Annotated in this window: 21 protein-coding genes; 7 read left to right on the forward strand and 14 right to left on the reverse strand. The window is 42.2% G+C overall.

Annotated features, from left to right (window positions below):
- Window positions 1–47 precede the first annotated feature (47 nt).
- From A3CY_RS0119375 to A3CY_RS0119390, 4 genes are all read right to left on the reverse strand, one after another.
- Entirely contained in the window at window positions 48–1,028 is a 981-nt protein-coding gene (locus A3CY_RS0119375) for a hypothetical protein (protein ID WP_026207894.1), read from the reverse strand.
- Window positions 1,029–1,142: 114 nt separating this feature from the next.
- A complete protein-coding gene (locus A3CY_RS0119380; RefSeq protein ID WP_018339612.1) occupies window positions 1,143–1,679 on the reverse strand; it encodes an RsmD family RNA methyltransferase in 537 nt (178 codons plus the stop codon).
- Window positions 1,667–2,509 (reverse strand): DUF3822 family protein, encoded by an 843-nt coding sequence (locus A3CY_RS0119385; RefSeq protein WP_018339613.1) that lies wholly within the window; start codon window positions 2,507–2,509, stop codon window positions 1,667–1,669. Before A3CY_RS0119385 ends, A3CY_RS0119380 begins: the two co-directional genes overlap by 13 nt.
- 26 nt (window positions 2,510–2,535) lie before the next feature.
- The gene (locus tag A3CY_RS0119390) at window positions 2,536–3,186 is read right to left on the reverse strand and encodes a hypothetical protein (protein WP_018339614.1); all 651 of its coding nucleotides are present in this window, start codon (window positions 3,184–3,186) and stop codon (window positions 2,536–2,538) included.
- 181 nt (window positions 3,187–3,367) lie between these two features.
- Here A3CY_RS0119390 and A3CY_RS0119395 point away from each other — a divergent pair, with 181 nt between their 5' ends.
- Entirely contained in the window at window positions 3,368–4,795 is a 1,428-nt protein-coding gene (locus A3CY_RS0119395) for an ATP-dependent DNA helicase (protein WP_018339615.1), read from the forward strand.
- Between the two features lie 76 nt (window positions 4,796–4,871).
- Here the strand turns inward: A3CY_RS0119395 and A3CY_RS0119400 are convergent, their stop codons facing one another.
- The 10 genes from A3CY_RS0119400 to A3CY_RS0119445 form a co-directional block, all read right to left on the reverse strand.
- Window positions 4,872–7,619 (reverse strand): carbohydrate-binding protein, encoded by a 2,748-nt coding sequence (locus A3CY_RS0119400; protein ID WP_240388194.1) that lies wholly within the window; start codon window positions 7,617–7,619, stop codon window positions 4,872–4,874.
- Window positions 7,620–8,306: 687 nt separating this feature from the next.
- Window positions 8,307–8,681 (reverse strand): fibronectin type III domain-containing protein, encoded by a 375-nt coding sequence (locus A3CY_RS0119405; protein ID WP_018339617.1) that lies wholly within the window; start codon window positions 8,679–8,681, stop codon window positions 8,307–8,309.
- Window positions 8,682–8,972: 291 nt separating this feature from the next.
- The gene (locus A3CY_RS0119410) at window positions 8,973–10,715 is read right to left on the reverse strand and encodes a phospho-sugar mutase (RefSeq protein WP_018339618.1); all 1,743 of its coding nucleotides are present in this window, start codon (window positions 10,713–10,715) and stop codon (window positions 8,973–8,975) included.
- A 147-nt stretch (window positions 10,716–10,862) separates the two neighbouring features.
- Entirely contained in the window at window positions 10,863–11,216 is a 354-nt protein-coding gene (rplS, locus tag A3CY_RS0119415; RefSeq protein WP_018339619.1) for a 50S ribosomal protein L19, read from the reverse strand.
- A 241-nt stretch (window positions 11,217–11,457) separates the two neighbouring features.
- Window positions 11,458–13,155, reverse strand: coding sequence for a dipeptidase (locus tag A3CY_RS0119420; RefSeq protein ID WP_018339620.1), 1,698 nt, complete (start codon window positions 13,153–13,155; stop codon window positions 11,458–11,460).
- 34 nt (window positions 13,156–13,189) lie between these two features.
- Window positions 13,190–13,651 carry a DUF4293 domain-containing protein gene (locus tag A3CY_RS0119425; RefSeq protein ID WP_018339621.1) on the reverse strand — a complete coding sequence of 154 codons (462 nt, stop codon included), beginning with the start codon at window positions 13,649–13,651 and terminating at the stop codon, window positions 13,190–13,192.
- A 16-nt stretch (window positions 13,652–13,667) separates the two neighbouring features.
- Entirely contained in the window at window positions 13,668–14,546 is an 879-nt protein-coding gene (locus tag A3CY_RS0119430) for a nucleoside phosphorylase (protein ID WP_026207895.1), read from the reverse strand.
- 113 nt (window positions 14,547–14,659) lie between these two features.
- A complete protein-coding gene (rny, locus tag A3CY_RS0119435; RefSeq protein ID WP_018339623.1) occupies window positions 14,660–16,195 on the reverse strand; it encodes a ribonuclease Y in 1,536 nt (511 codons plus the stop codon).
- 273 nt (window positions 16,196–16,468) lie between these two features.
- Window positions 16,469–16,756 carry a cell division protein ZapA gene (locus tag A3CY_RS0119440; RefSeq protein WP_018339624.1) on the reverse strand — a complete coding sequence of 96 codons (288 nt, stop codon included), beginning with the start codon at window positions 16,754–16,756 and terminating at the stop codon, window positions 16,469–16,471.
- 2 nt (window positions 16,757–16,758) lie between these two features.
- A complete protein-coding gene (locus A3CY_RS0119445; RefSeq protein WP_018339625.1) occupies window positions 16,759–17,049 on the reverse strand; it encodes a hypothetical protein in 291 nt (96 codons plus the stop codon).
- A gap of 88 nt (window positions 17,050–17,137) precedes the next feature.
- On the opposite strand from A3CY_RS0119445, the gene A3CY_RS0119455 reads away from it, so the two are divergent.
- The 6 genes from A3CY_RS0119455 to tuf all read left to right on the forward strand — a co-directional run bounded on the left by A3CY_RS0119455 (window position 17,138) and on the right by tuf (window position 22,608).
- Entirely contained in the window at window positions 17,138–18,811 is a 1,674-nt protein-coding gene (locus tag A3CY_RS0119455) for a M23 family metallopeptidase (protein ID WP_081619507.1), read from the forward strand.
- 35 nt (window positions 18,812–18,846) lie between these two features.
- Complete coding sequence (locus tag A3CY_RS21715; RefSeq protein ID WP_018339627.1) at window positions 18,847–19,122, forward strand: tetratricopeptide repeat protein; 276 nt, start codon at window positions 18,847–18,849, stop codon at window positions 19,120–19,122.
- Window positions 19,123–19,761: 639 nt separating this feature from the next.
- Window positions 19,762–19,953 carry a 30S ribosomal protein S21 gene (gene rpsU, locus A3CY_RS0119470; RefSeq protein ID WP_018339628.1) on the forward strand — a complete coding sequence of 64 codons (192 nt, stop codon included), beginning with the start codon at window positions 19,762–19,764 and terminating at the stop codon, window positions 19,951–19,953.
- Between the two features lie 68 nt (window positions 19,954–20,021).
- Entirely contained in the window at window positions 20,022–20,933 is a 912-nt protein-coding gene (locus A3CY_RS0119475) for a tyrosine-type recombinase/integrase (RefSeq protein ID WP_018339629.1), read from the forward strand.
- Between the two features lie 18 nt (window positions 20,934–20,951).
- Entirely contained in the window at window positions 20,952–21,248 is a 297-nt protein-coding gene (gene hpf, locus A3CY_RS0119480; RefSeq protein ID WP_018339630.1) for a ribosome hibernation-promoting factor, HPF/YfiA family, read from the forward strand.
- A 172-nt stretch (window positions 21,249–21,420) separates the two neighbouring features.
- Complete coding sequence (gene tuf, locus A3CY_RS0119485) at window positions 21,421–22,608, forward strand: elongation factor Tu (RefSeq protein ID WP_018339631.1); 1,188 nt, start codon at window positions 21,421–21,423, stop codon at window positions 22,606–22,608.
- Window positions 22,609–22,625 lie beyond the last annotated feature (17 nt).

Below are 22,625 nucleotides of genomic sequence, written 5' to 3' on the forward strand. Positions count from 1 at the left end.
TTAGATGAATCTTGTTACATGAATGTTGCACGAATGTTACATTCATGTTACAACTTGAATTCGATGTTTAAATAGACGAAAGCGCTTGATTTACCGTCACGGGGATTCCATGTTGAGAAGTTCGGGGCGATTTTCAATTGTTTGATTGGTGAATATTGGATACCTGCCAAGATTCTTTGACCGTCTGTGCTGCTCCAATCGTCTTTAGAAGCTAGATTGTCGTATCTCCCGAAGATGTCAAACTTGTCAGCTAATTTTACCGTGGAATAAATGGAGAAACCGTTTTGGTCTTTGTCTTTTTTGGATTTCGAGTTGAACATTTGGTTGTATTCGGCTCCAAGAGAGAATAATTTGTGTTTGTAACCAGCAAAGAAAGCTAAGCTCTGTTGACTCTCGATCCCATCGCCGTCGCCATTTTTACCGGCAATGTCATAGTAAGCACGAACGGTCAGACCTTCTACCGGGAATAATGTAGTCCCGAGAGCGTATCTGTATTTGTTGTCGCCATTCAGTTTTTTGTAACCCTCACCGTTACTGATCGTGATGTCAGCAGACAGCCATTTGGCAAATTTGTATTTTCCCAAGATACCCATGTCTGCGCTGGAACCGAATTTGTATTCGTCTTGGAATGATTTCATGATATAACGGTATCCCCAGAATTTTTCCTGCACGTTGAATTGTTCCAATCCGATCAACCCGAAGTCCAGCGTGAAATCTCCTGTTTTCCAGCTTAACATGGCATTCTTGAGGTAAGCTACTCTTTCAAGGTCAGCACCGTCTACTTTGGTGGAACCCATATCGAATACTACTTTACCGCTTAATTTCTCGGTGAGGGAGAATTGATACCCAAGATAAGCACGGTCTAGTGCGAAACCGGATTCTTTGTTTGCGTTTCCTAATCCTGCATGATAATTCGCGAAAACAGTAACGATAGGCTTTCCTGTAATTTGAAATTTTTTTTTTTCTTCTTGTCCGAAACTGCTCAAGCAAGCAATGATCAAAACCACACTCATTAAAATCTTTTTCATTTGTCTAAATTTTAGTCATTAATAAATAATTGAAAACCTCTTGTTTTCGGTGACTAAAGTAGATTGAAAAGATTTCTAAAAAGATACATTTTAATTACAACAATGTTACATTTTCTATTGTCTGAAAATAGAAAAGTTAACACTGCCATATTGGCGATGTTCGGAGAAGAAAGGTGCGGAAGAAAAATCCACGGTGCCGGGATGCTCGATGATAGCCAATCCCTCCGGTGCTAACAACTCGTTGTCAAAAATAGCTGCCGGAATATCCATGATTTTATCCAAGTCATACGGCGGGTCGGCAAAGATGATATTGAACGACTTGCCTTTCAGTTTTTTGCAAGCGATGAACACATCGGTTTTAAACACGGTGATGCTTTTGAAACCGAGTTGTGCCACGGTCTTTTTTATGAAAGAATAGTGATTGTAATTCTGTTCGATAGATACGATTCGTTCCGCTCCTCGTGAGGCAAATTCATAACTTATACTACCGGTGCCGGAGAATAAGTCTAGGACAGAAGCTCCCTCTATATCGATGTAGTTGTTGAGCACGTTAAACAAATTTTCTTTGGCAAAGTCCGTTGTCGGGCGTGCTTTAAAATTTTTGTCCGGGCAAATCACTTTGCCTTTATGTGTTCCGCTTATAATCCGCATCGATGAAGGTTTAACAAGTGAATAAAATGAGAGGAATTCATCTCTTTGTCATTCAATATTTCGTTTAATAACGGCTCTTTCGCGAAATAAGGATGTGGCAAATATGTTGAAAGTAATTCTTTTAGTTTACCGTCGTTTGTTGCCGGACCAAAAACAGAAACGTGTAATTTCTCTTTTTGAATCTGGCATTCTTTTATACAGTTCAACAAGAAATACACGGTGTCGGTTGCTGTCCTATAATTGAACGTGTTGAATAATTGTACTCTTGTGTCTTTTATAAACAGTACATCGAAAAAGCTGTCCTGAATGTTCAGGAATATCTGTTCCGAGTCATGCAATGCTTTGGATAAAGCCCCTTGTATAAAAGGATATGCCTCATTCACGATCCGGATGGTCGGGAAATGTTCCCGAATAAAATCGTTGAAAGGAGAGTTGATGGTTTCAACCAGGTAGGCATCCATACTTTCGATCGGATGGAACAAGAGTGTATCGTCGGGAGCAATCTCTTGATTTAACGAGTATAAGGTCGTTACGTTTGCTTTATCGAAAAGAGCCTCGGGGATGAGAGTTTTCGCGCTAAAGCAAGGCATAAGATATACTTTTTTGAAACGTAGATTTAAAATTACATCGTTCACGAGATAATTTTTCAATCGGGCGAGAACTGCTTCCCGGGAATCGGCGGCATAAGGTTCATGCACAAATACCATTAATTTATCGTGAGCATCGTACACGCAAAATGAAAATCCATCCGTTGCATAACGGATGGATAATATCGACTGTGTAGATAATTCGTAAGTGAAATTCGAGTCAACAAAATAAATACTCTGCATGTATTTCTCGTTTACAAACCAGAAGTTTACTCCCAGTTACCCACGTTATTGTTTGCCTCTTGTACGCTACCCACTTTCAGACCTGGGTATTTTTGTAACCGTTTTCTTTCACCGTTTTCTTCGAGAATAGCATCACCGTATTCATCGAACATATCTTCGAAAATAATCATGTTATTAACACGAGCTTCAAAAACGGGTACCTCAATATTCGATTCGGTCCAAATCATATTTGTTCCCATCAAGAATTCGTGTTTCCTTTTGGTGAACGGGACATACCGGATTTCATCGATCGGATAATCTTTTCCGAAAAGTTGCTCCAAAGCAGACACGCGAATCGTATCACGGATGATTAATCCCTTTTTCAAAGCTTCTTGTTCCGTCATTCCTTGATCCAGTTGGTCGTCGGTAAGTTCTCCGATAGAACGAACGGTTTTTAAAGAATCGTATTTCACGAAACTAATTAAAGTATCAAAACTACTCGTGTATACTCCGTGAATGTCTTTGTAAGCCACTTGTGCAGTTCTGATATCCTTTAATCTCTGGATAATCCTATCATATCTTTGTTTCTTCAATTTTTGGAATTGAATGGGATTCTGCACGCTCTCGTAGCACAAATACCCCAGGTAGATAGCCGCAATTGCTAAAACGATTTGGATAATGATCTTAACTGGTTTCATCTTTTCTGTCTGTATATTTATTATATATTAAACAAGTTAGTTCTATTACTTTCAAGCTGTTTTTTCATATCTTTACACGGTGTTTCTTACGACACCCCGCACCAATCCACGGTGGATTGTAGTGTTGGCAAATATAAGAAAAAAAAAGATCATACCACAGTTTTGGCTATTTATTTTAATCATGATAAATGAACATTTTGAACGTGTTGTAAAAGAGAAGTTTGGTTTTGAGTTTTCGCCTTCACAACAAGAAGCGATGAGACTTTTTGCGGCTTTCTTTTTTGATCGTAATCCCGAAAGTTTGTTCTTGTTGAAGGGATATGCGGGGACGGGTAAGACGTCATTGGTTGCGGCAATCGTGAATACTTTGGCACAATTTGAATATCATGTTGTGCTATTGGCTCCGACCGGGCGTGCGGCAAAAGTGTTTTCCGGGTATTCGGGGCAGTCTGCATACACGATACACAAGAAGATTTATCGTCAGAAGAATGCACAGGAAGGAATTGGCGTCTTTAACTTGGGATTTAACGCGGGTGCCAACGTGCTGTTTTTCGTGGACGAGGCATCTATGATCTCGATGAATTCCCAGGATTCTAATTTCGGGACAGGTTCTTTGTTGGACGATTTGTTCGAGTTTGTTTATAACGGGCGCAACAACCGTTTGGTGTTGATCGGGGACACGGCACAGTTGCCCCCGGTGGGAGTAGATGTCAGTCCTGCTTTGGAAGCTGATTTCCTGCAAGCAAGTTATGGGATGGAGGTTTACGAGGCGAGCCTCACGGATATTATGCGTCAATCCGAACAATCCGGGATACTATACAATGCCACGCTCGTGCGGGAGATGATCGGGGCGGCTCCTTATGCCCAATTGCTTTTGAAAGTTGCCCCCTTCCCGGACATCGTGCGTGTCGGGGGAGGCGAGTTGTTGGAAGAAATAGACCATTGTTACAGTACGTTCGGCATGGACGAAACGATGGTGATCTGTCGTTCTAACAAGCGGGCGAATCGTTTTAACGAGGGAATCCGGGCTCGGGTACTTTATCGGGAAGAGGCGTTCGGTAGCGGGGACAAGATTATGGTGGTTAAAAACAATTATTTTTGGGGAGCGGAGTATGACAAAATTGATTTTATTGCCAACGGGGACATCGCTACCGTTGAAAAAGTAGGTAAGTATAAAGACCTGTACGGATTCCATTTTGTCAATGCCCGCCTGAGTATTTACGGGTACGAGGAGGAGATTTCAGCATGGGTAATGCTCGATACATTGACCTCGGAACAACCGGCATTGAGTTATGACGAATATCGCAAATTGTTTGCGGCAGTGGAAGAGGATTATATGGATATTCCTTCCAAACAAAAGCGGTACAAAAAGATTCAGGAAGACGAGTATTTCAATGCCTTGCAAATCAAATTCGCTTATGCTGTAACTTGCCATAAAGCACAAGGCGGGCAATGGGATGCTGTTTTCATCGATCCGGGATGGATGGGAGAAGAAAAGCCGGACGACGAATATTGGCGTTGGCTATACACGGCATTCACACGTGCCCGTAAGAAATTGTATTTGATTAATTTCAAAGATGAGTTGTTTGGTGATTCCGTGGTGGAATGAATTTGTAGAATGTTCATAATAAAGGTACCCTAAAAGTCAGACACTTTTAGGGTACTCTTTATTGTATAAATTTCCATTAATATTTTTTCTTTACCCACTTAACGGCGTCGGCGACCACCATTTGATTTAACTCTCCATATAGTCTATCTGTAATAGTAGACACTCCCCGGTCATCCAACACGACTCGGGATTCTCCTGCCGGCAGGGTAAACGTGCCTAATGATACCCAGGCTTCTTCTTCCGGTAAGGTGGAGGTGCATCCTATCCAAATCTCTTCTTTATCAGGGATTTCTAAGATGATTCCCTCTTTTCCCTTGGGGGTATAAACTGTATAGTAATTTTTCATTCCAGGGTGATCGGTTGCTGTTTTTCCTCCTTCGTATCCGACAAGATGAGGTCTATAGACAAATATTTCGTATTTCCCTGCTTCCGGGAGATTTGCTCTCCATTCAGCCTTGAATTGTCCCGTGCCGGCTTTTTTTACGAAAGCACTACGAATATACTTGCCATGGAGTTCCTGTAATATAGGCAAGCTCCAGGCGTTAGTTTTTAGGACCTGCAAGCGGTTAGTATATTTCTGTCCGTCTTCTTTTTTGATGATATCGGTCAATCGTTTTCGATTGTTTGCCGAATCGATTAAAGAGAAATTATCATCCTCGTTGTCTACAATGATCTCCCCCGGGGAATAGAATTGATTTCTATCAAGTAACGTGATGCCTTCCTTCGGTATAGGACCGGATAATGGAGATTGCTGGACTTCGAAAAAAATGTTTTCAGGGAAATGTCCTGAAAAGTTTGTGGTTAATTGTACCTGATGTTTTATGTCTTCATGAACGACGATTCGTTTGCATTCCCCGGCTTTAATCAAGTAACTTTGGAGATTTCTGATTACACTTTTCCCGGGGTAGTTCCTTGCTACGATTGAAACGATACCGTCTGTCTTGCTGAAATTACCAACTTTGAACTCGATGATTTGTGTATCTTCCGTGGTTTTACGGGATGCGTCTTTTATTGATAACAAGGGAACTTCGTGAGTCGTGTACCATTCGTCCATGTATGCCTTGATGTCTTGTCCGAAACGTTGTTCGAATTTCTCGATAAATGAATCGAAGTTAACTTCTTGGAAATAAGTACGTGTATTAAATTCTTGCATAAACTGGCTCAAGGCATCCCAGGGCGTGATTGTGGTAAGATACCCGAGTAAATGGGAAACTTTCGAACGGATAGCGATGTTTTGTTCACGGCTATATTCTTCCGTGATGATTCCTTTTAATCCTCGTTCTGCGATGTGATTTAATAATTGGGGGCTCATGATATTATCGGAACTTATATGTACATCCGGATTTATCATCCGTTTGAATATTAGTTCTATGCCTTGGTACGTGTCGGACGTGATGCAACTATTGTAATCGGTGAAAATATGTTTTATTCTCATATAGTTATTCCATAAACCGGGAAAATTGACAGTTAAAAGATATTCTTGTACACTTTTGTCGTAATGGTTATTATTTGCATAATCAGCAGGATTGCGGGTTTCTATGCGGCATAATCGTTCATGGAAAAGTGCGATTTCCGGTTGCATGCAGTCGTTAAATAAAGTCGAACGTAAAAAATAAGAAGATGAAGGCACCTCAATCAGTTTGAAATATTTGAAAGGATAAGGATTGGGTTTATCTTGCTCTATCTCATCTTTGCACAGGTAAAACATTTTTTTTAAATCTTTCTCCCGGTTTGGGTTGTCTTCTTTGAGGAGATCCCATTCGTCGAAATATTTCATGTAGCAATCATTTCCCGAGTAAGTATAAAGTTCCACGGTAAGCGAGTCGATTGTGAGAGCTCTTTTCTCGTATTCCCCGATACAGAGGGTTAGCCCCGTCAAGTTTTGTAAATTGTTAAACGTGATGTAATCTCCTTCTGTCGTGGGTACTCCTTGGGATAAAATAGTCAGTTCGCCCGTTTTTTTGACATGGAGCGTGTAACTCGTGAAATTCATTTCTGCAGATGCTTGCCATGCTATCGAGGGAACTGTTGTCGGGTACCACATCACTTCCGGTCTAAGGAAGGTGAATTTACTTGATACAAAAGCGGAGTGCTTGCCATAATTCTCTTTGCGGTATAAATCAGGGGTTGGAGAAAAGAAATCCTCGTCAGGTAGATTTATCTGGTAAATATCTTCATCAATGTATCCCCCGTAATCGATATCTAATTTGATATATTCATTTGGTTCTAGGGAACGTTCGATGACAACGGCTAGGTAGTTTCTATGAAAGGGAAGGCTTTGTCCGTTGGATTCAATCTTGTTAATTTTCAGCCCTGGGTTAAGGAATAACAAGAGCTGGTCTATTTGCTTTTTTTTCTGGTTTTGTACTTTCATTCGGCTTGTTGCCGAGAATGTATTCCCCTCGGGGCAATATGTGATGTCGTGTGCGATCACGCGGGCTTTGGGAGTTTTGGTGTATTTAAGAAAGGCTTTGCGGCAGGTAATTCTATTTTCCAAGCGGGATTGGAACTTTTCAATGTAGATGAAACTGAGGCACAAGGAAAATGCTAAAAATAACATGGCAGGAACAGCTAAATAACGTTGCCGACCGGCGATCCCGGGGAGCCTCTTCACGAGTAAAATGCTAAAGTAGAGAAAACTAATCCCTAGTAGCAAGAAAACACCCCGGTGGAGTAGGAAACTAGATAGGTCTACGAATCCCACCATAGAGGAAAAAGAGTTGGGAAGCAAGCGTCCTTGGAAGTCCAGTATGCCGTAAAAAGCTGTTGCAGCGTAATTGTATTCGAGATAGAGAAAAGCCATTAGAATCAACCAACTAAACATGGGGTGTTTAACCAGTTTGTTGACAAACATAGATAGGCTGGTGATGAAAACTAGCGAGGGAATCGTATAGGTGAAAAAATAGAAAAGGTTTATCCATAAACTGACTGGAGAATTCGGGATGAATATGTTGATAATCATGGATATGGTCATGAAAATAATATCTATCGTGAGGAATGGGATAAGAATGCCTATAGCCTCTCCGAGAAGGGTTTGACCATTGCTGATTGGTCGTGCTGAGAGAACTTCCCCGGTTTCAGCTTTTTTCCGTTTTCTTTGAATGTCACAAACAAGGAATGCAACAATGAGAGATTGAAATAGGTTTAGAAAATAGATTCCACGCAAAGGCATAGAAGATGCAAATACAACATCATCCCACGAAATTCTCCCAATACCTGGGATAAAAAACACACCTGGGATAAGAGTACCTAATATACACGCTACCCCAAAAATGAAAAGGTAGAATAACCAATTCCTTCTTATCAACTTACTTTCGTAAGTTATAGCTGTTTTTAGATTTGTAGTTTTCATGTTTGCAGGTTTATTTTTAGTACAGGTTAAATATATAAAATATCGTATAATATATTGTGAAACAAGAAGATTTTTTGAAGATTAGAATAAAGAGATGTATATGATCCTCTCTTTAAAAATTCGGTGTGATTGTTAGATCATGTGGAAATTGTTTATCCTTTAATACTTAAATTCAATAATTCCGGTTTCTACAGGATCACTTTCTCCTACACGATTAATGGCTTTAATACGAAATCTAGTCGTACTATTTTCTTTCATATTAATAACAGTATATTTAAGTTCTTTAGATACTCCTTTTTGAATCCATCCTGGAGAATTTTTGTATTGGCATTCTATAATGTAAGCTAGTATTGGTGATCCGCCGTCATTCAAGGGTGCTTTATATGATATTTCGCATGAAGTAGCCGTTATGTAATTTACATTAGGCTCTCTCGGAGGACTAGGACGCTCAAGAACTACATTAGCAACGACAATTGTCATAATGACTAAACTTAGACAGATAAGTGCAAATGGCTTCAAAAAGTTTTTTTTCATAATTTTGGTTTTTAAGATTTTGAATTTTAGTATATCGTTATAAATATACGTAAATACTCATGCCTTTGCAAATATTTGTCGTGATATTTTAAGAAGAATTGTATTTTATAGAATAACTTTTTTTGATATTTCAAGTGAGTTTAAATATTTGATTAGAAATGGAACTATCGAATTGAAGATTCTATTGTTTTCTTTTGCGAGAAAAAATCTACAATACAAAAGCCGATTAATTCATGATAAATTAATCGGCTAATACTTATACTCTTAATCGGAAATCACCCAATCACAGAATCATTCAATCTTTAAATCTTTGATGATTGCATCGATACGATCGTTTGCTTCTTTTTGCGCTCGTTCGTAATCATTCACGTCTTTCATCAGTGTACGTGCCTCGAAATAGAATTTGATCTTGGGCTCGGTTCCGGAAGGACGTACAGATATTTTACTTCCGTCTGCGAGGAAGAACTGCAACACGTCGCTGGTCGTTTCAAAATCGAGATGCTTCTTTTCGCCCGTGCGAAGGTCGGTCGCTTCCCGTGTCAGGTAATCTTTTTTGAGCACCACATCGCTATGGTTGATGCTCTTGGGCGTGTTGTGACGGAAGTCCTCCATCATGGATTTGATCTCCTGTGCCCCGGTGATGCCTTTGCGCACGATGTAAATCATTCTCTCCTGCGAGAATCCGTATTTAGCGTAAATCTCTTTCAGGAACGTGTATAGCGTCTTGTTTTGCGTTTTCACCCATGCGGCGATTTCTGCCATGAGTGAAGTGGCTGAAATTCCGTCTTTGTCACGGGTGAAGGCTCCCGGCATGAAGCCGAATGACTCTTCGCCGCCACCGATGAATTTCTCGCCGCCCTCTTTTCGGATCACGTCGGCAATCCATTTGAAGCCGGTGTACACGTCATAACAAATAATGTTGTTCTTTTCTGCGATATCCTTGATCAATTCTGTGGTGACAATGGTTTTTACGGTATATTCGCTACCTTTCAGCAAACCTAATTCCTTTTTTTTGCGGATGATGTATTCCGTGAAAATAATATTGGTTTGATTGCCGTTCAATAAAGTCCATTCTTCTTTGTCATCCTTGACCGCGATACCGATACGGTCGCCGTCGGGGTCACATGCCATAGCGAGGTCTGCATCTATTTCGCGAGCCAGATCCAAAGCCATTTTGAATGCGGCAGGTTCTTCCGGGTTAGCGGAAGCCACGGTAGGGAAGTCCCCGTCCGGAATGCTTTGCTCGGGTACGGTATGGATGTTTGTGAATCCCCAGTTTCGCAAGGATGCAGGGACGAGTTCATAAGTCGTTCCGTGTAGCGGGGTAAAGACGATCTTCAAATCGTGTTCTTTCCGGATAGCTTCGGGAGAAAGACTTAGTGTCTTCACCTTATCAAGGTATTTTTTGTCAAAATCTTCTCCCAGAATGGTGATCATCTGGGGATCTCCTTGGAATTTTATATCATTGATTTGTACTTTCTTGACCTCGTTTATCACGTTTTTATCATGCGGGGGCACGAGTTGTGAACCGTCGTCCCAGTATGCTTTGTATCCGTTGTATTCTTTCGGGTTGTGGGATGCCGTGAGAATAACTCCGCCTTTACAGCCTAATTCCCGGATGGCGAATGACATTTCCGGTGTGGGACGCAGGTCTTCAAACAGGTAAACGTGAATCCCGTTAGCCGAGAAAATATTGGCGGCAGTTTCCGAGAATAAGCGGGAATTATGCCGGCAATCGTGTCCGATGCACACGGCTTTTTTCTCGTTAGGAAACATTTGGTTGATGTAATTGGAGAAACCTTGCGTGGCTGCCCCTACCGTGTAAATGTTCATCCGGTTGGTACCGACTCCCATGATTCCTCGTAACCCTCCCGTGCCAAATTCGAGGTCATTGTAGAATGACTCTACTAATTCTGTCGAGTCCGGGTCATTCAACATACGTTGTGCCTCTGCACGTGTTTTTTCGTCATAAGCCTTGTCTAACCATTTTTCGGCTTTTGCTCTGGCTATTTTAATAATGTCATTGTTTTCCATAAGCGGTCATTTTATTTACCTTCTTGCAAAGTTAGGATTTTCCTGAATGAATGATATGGATTTTTAGGTTAAATTGTTACGTTTTAGAGAAGAAAAATAAAAAAGCCTCGTGTCAAACGAGGCTTTTTTATATAGCTAAAGCTTAAATTAAAATTTCTTCTCTTTAATTTTTGCTTTCTTTCCGGTAAGATCACGGAAATAATAAATTCTAGCTCTACGAACAACACCTTTTTTGTTCACCTCAATTGATTGAATATAAGGAGAATTGAAAGGAATGATACGTTCTACTCCAACGTTACCAGACATTTTTCTAACCGTAAAGGTTTTGGTGGTACCTGTACCCTTGATTTGGATAACTACACCTTTGAAAATCTGAACACGTTCTTTGCTCCCCTCGATAATCTTGTAATGTACACTGATGGTATCACCTGTAGAAAATACGGGAAGTTCTGTAGCATTTTCTCTTGCAAAAGCTTGTTCCGCAATTTTAATTAAATCCATTGTCTTTATTTTAAAAGGTTCATTTATCGAACGCAGTATTACGACTTTCAGTCTTCAATGTAAGAGACTGCGTACGTTTCAAAATTGAGTGGCAAAGGTATAAAAATAAATATTCCGGTGCAAGCATCGGAATATTTATTTTGTTACAAGTTCACAAGTTACAGGTTGCAGGTTCTCGAACTTGTGACTTGCAGAACCGTAGGCTCAACTTGTAACCTGCAACCGAAATTAGAAGTAGTAGCTATTCTACTACTTCTAATTTTTTACCGGTTTGCTCGATAATCATGCGCAAATACCACTCCGGTAGTGCCGGTTGCTCTACTTTCGGGTTCTTTTGTCCGGGAATAGCTGTTTTCACGTTTCCGTCCATGTATTTGCAGAACAAATAGCCATAGAAATCTCTCCACGTGTCAACTAATTGATTACCCGTGTTACAAGAGAAGTCTGTTAAGAATTCTATTGCGGCATTCTTGTCTTTTGCCAACATTTCTTTTGCTCCGGCATCAATCATTTGCACGAAATTCACGTATTGTTTTTCCAGGGCTACTTGTTTCTCCCGAATTTCCGGGTGAATCAGGTTATAACGGGTGTAAGCAAAGTTCGTCACTTGGTTGAATACCCAGAAAGCAGCCTTGTTCGTGAATTCCATCATACTGCCATTGCCCTCGGCGAATGCGAACGGTACTTCCGTTGAAACGGTGTACATCGGGAAATATACCGTGCTGGCTGCGTCGTCTACGCCGAACCAAAGGATACCTCCGATTTCGTTGGGTAACCAGCCTCTACATTGAGCGACAAAGGTAAACCCGGTTTGTTGTGTGGCAGTTGCTCTCTCGTGAACATATTCTTTACCGTCTACTTTAAAGCTCATCGGACGCCATCTGTAAGGACATTCGTAAGGTCCGGCTCCCATATCTTTGCTCATATCCAATTCTGTCCCTTCCAAGTGATCGCGCATGAAGTCCATCACTTGAAGTACGTCAATTTTTTCACTCGGCTTAATCCACAAAGGCATACGGTTCGTGGCGTATCCTTTGGCATCCCGTTGGATATTTCTTCCGTTTGCGTAATCAAAGTATTGTCCCATGTCCGGGTTCACGGCATTGAAGAATGCCCATACGCGAATCTCGCAAGCCCGAGCCCCGCTAAAATCAACTGGAGCGTAGGTGTCAGAGAAACTAAAATCTTTATTTTTAGCGTCTTGTGGATAGAATCCTTTTTCCTTCGCGAAAGAAATCACGTCTTTAGCATACACGGTCGTGATGTTCGGGTCGTAAATTTTGTTCATCTTGTCAGAAGAGATAGAAGTTTTGCCTGCTAACGGGAAAGTGGTGATACGAGCTTGATTCGCATGAGCGGACACGTATCCGTCCGGTACCATACGGGCTACCCAAACGGCTCCTTTTTCTCCTTCACCCTTGCCGATGATTTCAAGAATCCATACTTCATTCGGGTCGATGATCGAGATAGACTCGCCACTACTTGCCCAACCGAATTTCTCCACGAGGTCAGTCATGACAACAATTGCCTCGCGGGCGGTCTTTGCGCGTTGCAGCGTGATGTAGATTGCGCTACCGTAATCGATGATAGCCCCGGCTTGGGTTTCCAGCTCTTTTCTTCCGCCGTATGTCGTTTCAGAGATAGCCAGCTGGTGTTCGTTCATGTTACCGACTACATTATATGTATGTGCAACCTGGGGAATCTTACCCATGTATTTGCCGGTATCCCACTCGTAAACGTCGAGCATACTCCCGGCAGGCCAATCTTTTGCAGGCCAGTGATATAATTCTCCGTACAACACGTGAGAGTCTGCGGAGTAGGTAACCATAGTAGATCCGTCTTTCGTGGATCCTTTCGTGAACAAAAAGTTCGTGCACGCCATCGTGTAGGAAGTGCAACAAACCAATGCCAATGTAATTAAGGTGTTTACTTTTCTCATCTTCAGTTATTGGTTTATATAATTGATTTAATTATTATCGAATCCGGTCGAGCGATTTCAGTAACTTGATGTCCTTGAAAATCCCTCTCATCCCCAGGTACGTGAATACCACGCAAATTAAGGGGAATATAAAACTAAGCTTATACAGGATATCGGCATCTATTTTATTCTGGAATTGGTTAATATGATACCACATCAATATCGTGGAGCCCACCAGAAGGATAATTTCAACAATGCACAGGCGAAGCTGTAAAAAGCGTTTCTTGTAAAGGAAAATTGTCACTAGGGGCAGACCGATCGTGAAAATATTCAGGATAAGTAAAGCCCAATAATGTGCTTGAAGGGCAGATCGCTCGCCGATCAGCACGACTCCGTAAGTGAAAAAATTGTAACTTGCATCGTTGGGAACAACTACTTGGGCAATGGGGACAAATAAAGGCATTGTCATGATAAGGGCAACGATGAGCAGGTAGAGGGTTTGTATTCTTTGTATCATATTAAAAATAAAAAAATTAACGTACGAGTGAATCTAAGGTATATTCAACAAGCTTTTTCATGTAAGGTTTATAATTGGAGGAAGCATCCCCGGTTGTCCGGTTGGCGATAATCAGGCAGATCGTGGTAGCATGGTGTCCCATGAGTGCCGATAGTCCCGCGATGGCTGCACTTTCCATTTCATAGTTCACGATTTTGTGACCGTTAAAGTGGAAACGGGCTATTTCGTCATTCACGGCAGGCATTTCTATGGGTAACCGAAGCACCCGTCCCTGGGGACCGTAAAATCCGTTTGCCGTGAGCGTCACGCCTTTTACCGTTACGCCCTCCGTGTGCAGTTTGTTCACCAATTCCGGAGAAGCCTTTACGGCATATGGTCGGGCAGCAAGCGAGGTCCAATGGCATTCTTTGATAAACGTATCTTCAAAAGCCGTGTCACATACCCTTTCGTTGTCCCGGTAGAAACGCAATACGCCGTCGATTCCCAGGCTCATCTCGGATATCACGAACGAGTGTACCGGAACATCAGCCTGCACGGAACCGGATGTGCCAATGCGCACTATATTCAAGTGTTTTTTCTCGGTCTTGATTTCTTTGGTTTGCAAGTCGATATTCACGAGGGCATCAAGTTCGTTCATCACGATGTCAATGTTGTCGGGACCGATACCCGTGGAGATGACGGATATCCGTTTCCCCCGGTAGTGTCCGGTGACGGTGTGAAATTCCCGGTCGCTTTTTCTGATCTCGATCGTGTCGAAATAAGAGGCGATCATTTCTACTCTCGACGGATCGCCCACGAGGATAATCTGGTCTGCCAAATCCTCGGGATGCAGATGAAGATGAAAGACGCTACCGTCTTCATTCGTGATTAATTCGGATGATTTTATCGGCTCCATAATCTGTTTACTTTTTGAGCAACCAAATTTAGTAAAACAAATAATACCGGACAAATGTTTGCCCGGTATTATTTGGTTTCATGAAATTAACCCGAATGAATGGGCTAAATGAATTATTTTGCGTAATTAATCGCTCTGGTTTCGCGGATTACCGTAACTTTTACCTGTCCGGGGTAAGTCATTTCATCCTGTATTTTCTTGGCTATCTCGTATGAAATCTTTTCTGCTTCGGCATCGGAAACTTTTTCACTTCCTACCACGACACGAAGCTCGCGACCTGCCTGAATGGCGTATGTTTTAACCACTCCATTGTATGACAGAGCCATGTCTTCCATTTCTTTCAGGCGTTTGATATAAGATTCCACGACTTCCCGTCTTGCTCCCGGGCGTGCCCCCGAAATAGCATCACAAGCTTGCACGATAGGAGCGATCATCGTAGTCATTTCAACCTCCTCGTGGTGAGCCCCAATAGCATTGCAAATATCCGGTTTCTCTTTGTATTTTTCAGCTAAGCGCATACCGAGGATTGCGTGCGGCAATTCCGGCTCGTCGTCGGGCACCTTGCCGATGTCATGCAATAATCCGGCACGTTTTGCTTTCTTCACGTTCAGTCCTAGTTCGGCAGCCATGATGGCGCAAAGATTCGCGGTTTCACGGGCGTGTTGCAATAGGTTCTGTCCATAGGAAGAACGGTATTTCATTTTACCTACGAGACGGATCAATTCCGGATGCAAGCCGTGGATGCCGAGGTCGATTGTGGTACGTTTACCTGTCTCCACGATTTCTTCCTCTATTTGTTTTTTCACTTTATTCACGACTTCCTCGATACGTGCCGGGTGGATACGTCCGTCTGTTACCAGTTGATGTAAAGACAAACGGGCGATTTCACGTCTTACCGGGTCAAATCCGGAAAGTACAATGGCTTCCGGGGTATCGTCCACGATAATCTCTACTCCGGTGGCGGCTTCAAGTGCCCGAATGTTACGTCCTTCGCGCCCGATGATGCGTCCCTTGATCTCGTCCGAGTCGATGTGGAATATAGATACGGCGTTCTCCGTGGCAGTTTCCGTGGCAACCCGTTGAATGGTTTTAACCACGATCTTTTTTGCTTCCATGTTAGCCGTCATCTTTGCTTCTTCCATGATCTCGTTCACGTAAGACATGGCCTCGGTTTCCGCCTCGTCTTTCAGCGAACTGATCAATTTCTCTTTCGCCTGTTCCGCCGACATCCCGGAGATGGCCTCCAGTTGTTCGATTTGTTGCTTTTTGTATTTATCCAGTTCCGCGTGTTTCTTCTCCCACAATTCCTTTTGCGCTTCCAGCGTTTCTTGTTGTACTTCCGCCTCTTTTATCTTGCGTTGGCATTCTTCCATTTTGCGAGCCAACTCGGCGTCTTTTTGTTTCAGCTTATTTTCAGCGAGAAGAATTTTGCTATTTCGGGCATTTACCTGCTTCTCGTGTTCTGCCTTGATTTGCAAGAACTTCTCCTTTGCTTGCAGAATCTTGTCCTTCTTGATCACTTCCGCCTCGGCTTCCGCTTCTTTGATGATGTTTTTGCTTCTATATTTTAAGGTCATGTTTATCAGCATATAGCCTATAAGCAATCCTACAACTAAAGCAATAACACCGGTAATTATAGTTGTTATCATATTCGTAACTTGAATTTATAGTTGTTATATTATATTTTGGTGTTTTTTGTTCAAACAAAAAACCCGCACTATTTCTCTTTAAAAAACCCCTGTTAGACACGGGTAGAGCTGCCGTTAGATTCAGACTTCCACTGTCCTGACGGAACCCCGAAGGGTCGAGGCCTGTCTTTGGCTAACAAAGCTTCACTCTAATTGGTTAAGTGTTGAGTTTTCCAGTTAAATACGAAATAATGCGGGTATATCTATTTCCTTTTCAAAGAACTCTATCTTATTCTACTCTTTCACAAATCCATCCAGCCTACTACTAATCTCTCTCACTCTATCTAATACGGGCTCGATATTATTTTGTTTCTCGGCTTCCAACATTTTTACCGTAAATTGTAGTGCGGTAACTGCCAGAAAGTCGACGGGATCGGCATTTGCATACTTTTCCCTATATTTTGCAATCTTACTATTTATTAGCTGGGCGGCTTTTCTGATCGCCTCTTCTTCCTCTCTCTCAATGGTCAGAACGCAAGGCCTACCGGCTATATTTAACGTGATAGTAAGTTTATCATTCATATTTAATTATTCAAAAGAGCAATACATTTATCAATCTCCCGCACAAGTTGGCTTATTCTATTTTTTGCCTCGGAACTTCCTTCTCCAGTTGAAATAGCGGTTGCCACCTTCAATGTTTTGATTTCTTCATGTAATTTTATGTTCTCGCTTTTCATTCGTTCGATCCGGCTTTGGAGTTCTTTCATCTCCGCTTCCATCTCTCTGCTCTTGTCCAGCGAGGATATATATAGTTTTATCAGTCGTTCAATTTTTTCGTTTAGCTCGTTAATAACGGCATCTTCTTTTGCTGTCATAACATCTTCTTTACACGACAAAGATAGAATAATTTCTTTTAAATATCAAGAGTGTTATTAATTTTGCGGTGAAATTAATTGTTTTTTTATGACAAGGAAAAAATTGTGGAGAGCGATATGGTTAGCGGGGATCATGCTACCTGTTTTATCATCAAATATTTGCGCGCAATCCGAGCGATTGTTGCATCCATTGCATGGAACTTTACTGCTGAGTGGGAATTTCGGCGAATTGAGGGCGACGCACCTGCATACCGGGCTTGATTTTAAAACCGGGGGTAGGGAAGGAATGCCTGTCATTTGTGCGAAAGATGGGGTCGTAGCCCGAGTAAAAGTTTCTCCCGTGGGATACGGGAACGCTTTGTATATCGAACACGAGGGCGGACTCACTACTGTGTATGGGCACCTGAATCGATTCGTGCCTCGGATCGCTAAGGTGGTGCGAGAAATACAATATGGCAAGGAATCGTTCGAGATCGATGAGAATCTGTTGGGGCGGCAAATATTCTTCCGGGCGGGAGATACTATCGCGTATAGCGGTAATACCGGTTCCTCGGGAGGACCACATTTGCATTTCGAGGTACGCGGAACCGAGAGCGAGCAAGCGTTGAATCCTTTAAATTTTCTTTCCGTGACGGATGAAACGGGACCTAACGTGCGAGGAGTCTATATCTACACGTTTTCGCCGGAAGGCGTGGGGAATGCTCCCCGTCGGGTTGAAGTGAAGAATCTCGGGAAACGGATGTATCAAGGTGGAAAAATAAGTGTGCCCGCGGGAATAGTTGGTATTGGCATACAAGCGGATGATTACATGAAAGACTCGTGGAATAAGCTTGGTGTGTATGAAATGAAGGTGGTTGCTAGCGGGGAGAATGTTTTTGAAATGAAGATGGATCGCTTGTCTTTTGGTCAAGCGTCCTGGGTAAATACCATAAAAGATTTTCACCAGTACAGGGAGGGAAGGTATGTTTACTTGGCTTTCGGGGATTGCCAAACGCAATTGCTTGGCGTGAATAATCGCCAGGGGGGCTTTGTTGAGGTGCATAAGGATAGTGTGGTGGATGTTTCCGTCGAGTTGCGGGATGCAAATGGAAATCGTTCCCGTGTATCGCTCCAGCTTGTTGGAAAGCAAACAGGAGCAGGACTAAAGATGCCTGAAGGTGCTAAGGTGCTGACGAGCGAGCGAGGGGGTGTTTTGCAAGAAGGAAAGTATTCTTTGGCGCTGGAAGCCGGGGCTTTGCCTTATCCTGTCGTTTGTAAGCCTCGTGTTTACCGGAAAGAAAAGGATAGTACGGAGACGATCGAGGTCTTTTCCTTGACGGAGCGGATTCAGCCTTTGTTGAAGAATGGGAAATTGTCCGTGCAAGGAAATTTTCCGGATAAATCGGTGCTTTGCTTGTTGGAAGTAAAAGGACGTTTTTCTCCCTTGAGCACGACTTGGAGTGCTGGGGGGCTGGAAGCATTGCCCCGGGTGTTGGGTGAATACACGATTCGGCAGGATACTGTCGCCCCAATAATATTGTACACGGGAGTGAGCGGGAGGAAAGTGCAGTTCCGTATTTTTGATGATTTGTCAGGGATCGCTTCTTACCGGGTGGAGGTGAATGGTAAGTGGTGTTTGTTTAGTTATGACGCAAAAAATCGACGGCTCGAGGGAAGTTTGAACGAACCGGTTTTCGTGAAGGGAAAGAATCACCTGGTGGTAAAAGTGGAGGATGGTGTGAAAAATTTAGCTACCTTTGAAACGGACGTATATAAAAAGTAGTATATACTATATTAAATAACAGAAAAAGGAATAATATGGAAATAGAAGATATAAAAAAAATAGCGAAAGAAGGACGTCGGGATGAGGCAATTGAGATGTTGCAGCAAATGTTGGAGCGTAACGAGGGCGAGAGGGAGGAAGTATTGTTGGAATTGGGTGCCGTGTATTACGCGAAGGGGGACACGACGCAAGCTTTGAATCATCTTAACGAGGTGATGCGAATAAATCCGGGGAATACGAAGGCAAAAAACTACCTGGATATAATTAATGGAATATTGAATTATTATTGTAAGGATTTGTTGAATCCTTGAGGAAATTATATTATCCGAGGGGATTTCCCTCGTGATCCCGTGGTAATCCCAAAGTAATACTACCTCTACTCGGTTACAACATAGTTGTAGTGCTCTTTCATCGCCAGTCGCCAACGGTGGTGTAATTGTGCTATATTAGTGTTGTAAGTAGGTAGAGGTAGTATTGCTCTGGGATTACTTTGGAATTGCGGGAGGATGAATGATGGGTTGAATAACCGTATTGCTACCCTATTTCCGGGGTAATATACTCTCTCTTTCGGAGCCTCTTCATTGTTTCGCTATAGCAACGATATTATCGTATATCTGTGCTATGGTTGAGGATTGGAGAGGCTTTGGTAAAGGGGGAGTATATCCCCGGGAATACCGTTTCTTTTCCCCGGAATTTGGCAGGGATGGCGTGTCGTTGGTTGCTTTGTTCTGAAAAAAATAGAAGGTAAAGATTTTATATCTCAATTAATTGATATATCTTTGCAGCCAGTTTTTTGAATTTTAAATATAAACTTCAATCCGCTTGAAAGGGGGTGGTCAATTATTTTTGAGAGATTAAAAAGAATACATATATTTAGTTCTAGTACAGCACGATAGCGTGTTGCCATTTTTTGTATTATATAAAATATTCATTTTAAAAAAATAGAAATCATGATAATTGTACCATTAAAAGAAGGCGAAAACATTGAGAGAGCGTTGAAAAAATTCAAGAGAAAATTCGAGAAAACCGGTGTTATTAAAGAACTGAGAGATCGTCAGGCTTTCACGAAGCCATCTGTTAGAAACAGAGTAGCTCGAATGAAAGCTGCTTATCGTCAATCTTTGCAACAGGCAGAAGAATAAAAAACGGGTTCTTCCTTTGTTTTTCAAAACAAAAGACGTAACTTGCTTACGCCTTATTATTTATAGAGATGACACGAATTGGATTATTCTTGAAGTACTTGGAAGATGTGAAGCGTTATTCCGCTCACACGATAACCGCTTACAAGACGGATTTACGTCAGTTCTATGCGTTTTGTGGAATGGAGGAAGATGACGAAGATTTTTCCCAAATGACGACCAAGCTCGTGAGGGAGTGGGTCGTGGCGGAAATGAGAGGTGCTTTGAGGAACCGGGGTGGAAAACAAAAGTTACATCCCGCTTCGGGCAAGCGTAAGTTAAGCAGCGTTAAGGCATTTTTCCGATTCTTGGTAAAAGAAGGCGTGATAGAGGTAAATCCGGCGGAAGATATTTCAGGTCCGAAGTTGCCGAAAAAATTGCCTGTTTTCGTGAATGAGCAGGACATGGAAAACACGTTATATGATGCCGAGAAGGAGGAAGGATTTCATGGATTGAGAGATTTCTTGATCTTGTTGATGGCTTACGACACGGGCATGAGGCGTTCTGAAATTGTTGGATTACGGCTGGAGGATGTCGATATGTTGCGGCGCTGTATACGTGTCCGCGGTAAAGGCGGAAAACAACGGGAGATCCCGATCCTAAAAGAGTTGGAACAAGATATTGTTTATTATCTCAAGGGACGGGAGGACGTGGTAGAACGGGAGCACGGGTATTTTTTCGTGACGGACAAAGGGAGGCCGGTTTACCCGCAATTCGTTTACCGTTTGGTGGTAAATGCATTGAGTAAACATACTTCTTTGTCGAAACGAAGTCCGCACGTGTTAAGGCATTCGTTTGCCACACATCTGTTGGATAGCGGGGCGTCCATCCAGGGAATTAAAGAATTACTGGGGCACTCGAGTTTGGCTGCCACACAGGTTTACACTCATAATTCCGTGGAGAAAATGTTGAAGATTTTTAAACAAGCTCATCCGCGAGCATAAATTATAGGAGGAAACGATATGGAAATTAGAATTAATCCTGTAGGTTTTTCAGTAAATCCGGTATTGGAGGATTTTATAAACAAGAAGTTTTCTAAACTGGAAAAGTATCACGACGGTATTATGGGGGTGGATGTTACCTTAAAATTGGAAAAGGACGACCACTTGGAAAATAAACTGACCGAGGTACATGTAGATATAAAAGGGCAAGATGTTTTTGCCAAGAAGAATGCGAAAACTTTCGAGGAAACCGTTGATGAGTTATATGATGTGCTCAAAAGGCAGTTGGTTAAAGCGAAAGAAAAAAGAGAAGATTAAGAAAAATGATCTCATTTATTGTGAGATATGATTTTTAATTTGTACATTTGCAAGCCAAATTAAATGGGTTTTCTCGCACTTGTTTGACTAAATGTTAGATAAACAGCGAGTTACTTGCATGAATATAGAGTTATTGTGATAAATTGTTTAATAATAAAATTGTTTTAGAGTTATGGCTAAAGAACATTTTGACAGGTCCAAACCACACGTAAATATTGGTACTATCGGTCACGTTGACCACGGTAAAACTACTTTGACGGCTGCTATCACTACGGTATTGGCAAAAAAAGGTCTTTCTGAATTACGTTCATTCGATTCTATCGATAACGCTCCGGAAGAAAAAGAAAGAGGTATCACCATTAATACTTCTCACGTAGAATATCAGACTGCAAATCGTCACTATGCACACGTTGACTGTCCGGGGCACGCCGACTATGTAAAGAACATGGTAACTGGTGCCGCCCAGATGGATGGTGCAATCTTAGTTTGTGCCGCTACCGATGGTCCGATGCCTCAGACTCGTGAGCACATTCTTTTGGCTCGTCAGGTAAACGTTCCGAGAATCGTGGTATTCTTGAACAAAGTGGATATGGTGGACGACCCTGAAATGTTGGAGTTGGTTGAGATGGAAGTTCGCGAATTGTTGTCTTTCTATCAATATGATGGCGACAATACTCCGGTGATCTTAGGTTCAGCTCTTGGAGCATTGAACGGAGAGGCTAAATGGGAAGAGAAAGTAATGGAATTGATGGACGCTGTTGACACTTGGATCGAGTTGCCGCAACGTGCAGTTGATAAACCATTCTTGATGCCTGTTGAAGACGTGTTCTCTATCACTGGTCGTGGAACTGTTGCTACCGGTCGTATTGAAACTGGTATCGTTCACACGGGTGATGAATTGGAAATTATCGGTTTGGGTGCTGATGGTAAGAAAACCGTATGTACCGGAGTTGAGATGTTCCGTAAGATTCTTGACGAAGGTCAAGCCGGTGATAACGTAGGTTTGTTGCTCCGCGGTATTGACAAAGACGAGATCAAACGTGGTATGGTATTGGCAAAACCGGGTTCAGTTAAACCGCATGCTCACTTCAAAGCAGAGGTTTATATCTTGAAGAAAGAAGAAGGTGGTCGTCATACTCCGTTCCATAACAGATACAGACCTCAGTTCTATATCCGTACTTTGGACGTTACCGGTGAAATCACACTTCCGGAAGGACGTGAGATGGTAATGCCCGGTGATAACTTGACTATCGAGGTTAATTTGATTACTCCGGTAGCTTGTAACGTAGGTTTGCGTTTTGCTATCCGTGAAGGTGGTAGAACCGTAGGTGCTGGTCAGATTACCGAAATTCTTGAATGATTCAAAGAATAGTATAG

Source organism: Butyricimonas synergistica DSM 23225, assembly GCF_000379665.1.
Lineage (GTDB): Bacteria > Bacteroidota > Bacteroidia > Bacteroidales > Marinifilaceae > Butyricimonas > Butyricimonas synergistica.

Bases quoted from the DNA above. Each gene is read 5' to 3' on its own strand.
- A3CY_RS0119375 (WP_026207894.1), bottom strand. From the start codon at position 1,028: ATGAAAAAGATTTTAATGAGTGTGGTTTTGATCATTGCTTGCTTGAGC.
- A3CY_RS0119380 (WP_018339612.1), bottom strand. From the start codon at position 1,679: ATGCGGATTATAAGCGGAACACATAAAGGCAAAGTGATTTGCCCGGAC.
- A3CY_RS0119385 (WP_018339613.1), bottom strand. From the start codon at position 2,509: ATGCAGAGTATTTATTTTGTTGACTCGAATTTCACTTACGAATTATCT.
- A3CY_RS0119390 (WP_018339614.1), bottom strand. From the start codon at position 3,186: ATGAAACCAGTTAAGATCATTATCCAAATCGTTTTAGCAATTGCGGCT.
- A3CY_RS0119395 (WP_018339615.1), top strand. From the start codon at position 3,368: ATGATAAATGAACATTTTGAACGTGTTGTAAAAGAGAAGTTTGGTTTT.
- A3CY_RS0119400 (WP_240388194.1), bottom strand. From the start codon at position 7,619: ATGTTTAGTTGGTTGATTCTAATGGCTTTTCTCTATCTCGAATACAAT.
- A3CY_RS0119405 (WP_018339617.1), bottom strand. From the start codon at position 8,681: ATGAAAAAAAACTTTTTGAAGCCATTTGCACTTATCTGTCTAAGTTTA.
- A3CY_RS0119410 (WP_018339618.1), bottom strand. From the start codon at position 10,715: ATGGAAAACAATGACATTATTAAAATAGCCAGAGCAAAAGCCGAAAAA.
- rplS (WP_018339619.1), bottom strand. From the start codon at position 11,216: ATGGATTTAATTAAAATTGCGGAACAAGCTTTTGCAAGAGAAAATGCT.
- A3CY_RS0119420 (WP_018339620.1), bottom strand. From the start codon at position 13,155: ATGAGAAAAGTAAACACCTTAATTACATTGGCATTGGTTTGTTGCACT.
- A3CY_RS0119425 (WP_018339621.1), bottom strand. From the start codon at position 13,651: ATGATACAAAGAATACAAACCCTCTACCTGCTCATCGTTGCCCTTATC.
- A3CY_RS0119430 (WP_026207895.1), bottom strand. From the start codon at position 14,546: ATGGAGCCGATAAAATCATCCGAATTAATCACGAATGAAGACGGTAGC.
- rny (WP_018339623.1), bottom strand. From the start codon at position 16,195: ATGATAACAACTATAATTACCGGTGTTATTGCTTTAGTTGTAGGATTG.
- A3CY_RS0119440 (WP_018339624.1), bottom strand. From the start codon at position 16,756: ATGAATGATAAACTTACTATCACGTTAAATATAGCCGGTAGGCCTTGC.
- A3CY_RS0119445 (WP_018339625.1), bottom strand. From the start codon at position 17,049: ATGACAGCAAAAGAAGATGCCGTTATTAACGAGCTAAACGAAAAAATT.
- A3CY_RS0119455 (WP_081619507.1), top strand. From the start codon at position 17,138: ATGACAAGGAAAAAATTGTGGAGAGCGATATGGTTAGCGGGGATCATG.
- A3CY_RS21715 (WP_018339627.1), top strand. From the start codon at position 18,847: ATGGAAATAGAAGATATAAAAAAAATAGCGAAAGAAGGACGTCGGGAT.
- rpsU (WP_018339628.1), top strand. From the start codon at position 19,762: ATGATAATTGTACCATTAAAAGAAGGCGAAAACATTGAGAGAGCGTTG.
- A3CY_RS0119475 (WP_018339629.1), top strand. From the start codon at position 20,022: ATGACACGAATTGGATTATTCTTGAAGTACTTGGAAGATGTGAAGCGT.
- hpf (WP_018339630.1), top strand. From the start codon at position 20,952: ATGGAAATTAGAATTAATCCTGTAGGTTTTTCAGTAAATCCGGTATTG.
- tuf (WP_018339631.1), top strand. From the start codon at position 21,421: ATGGCTAAAGAACATTTTGACAGGTCCAAACCACACGTAAATATTGGT.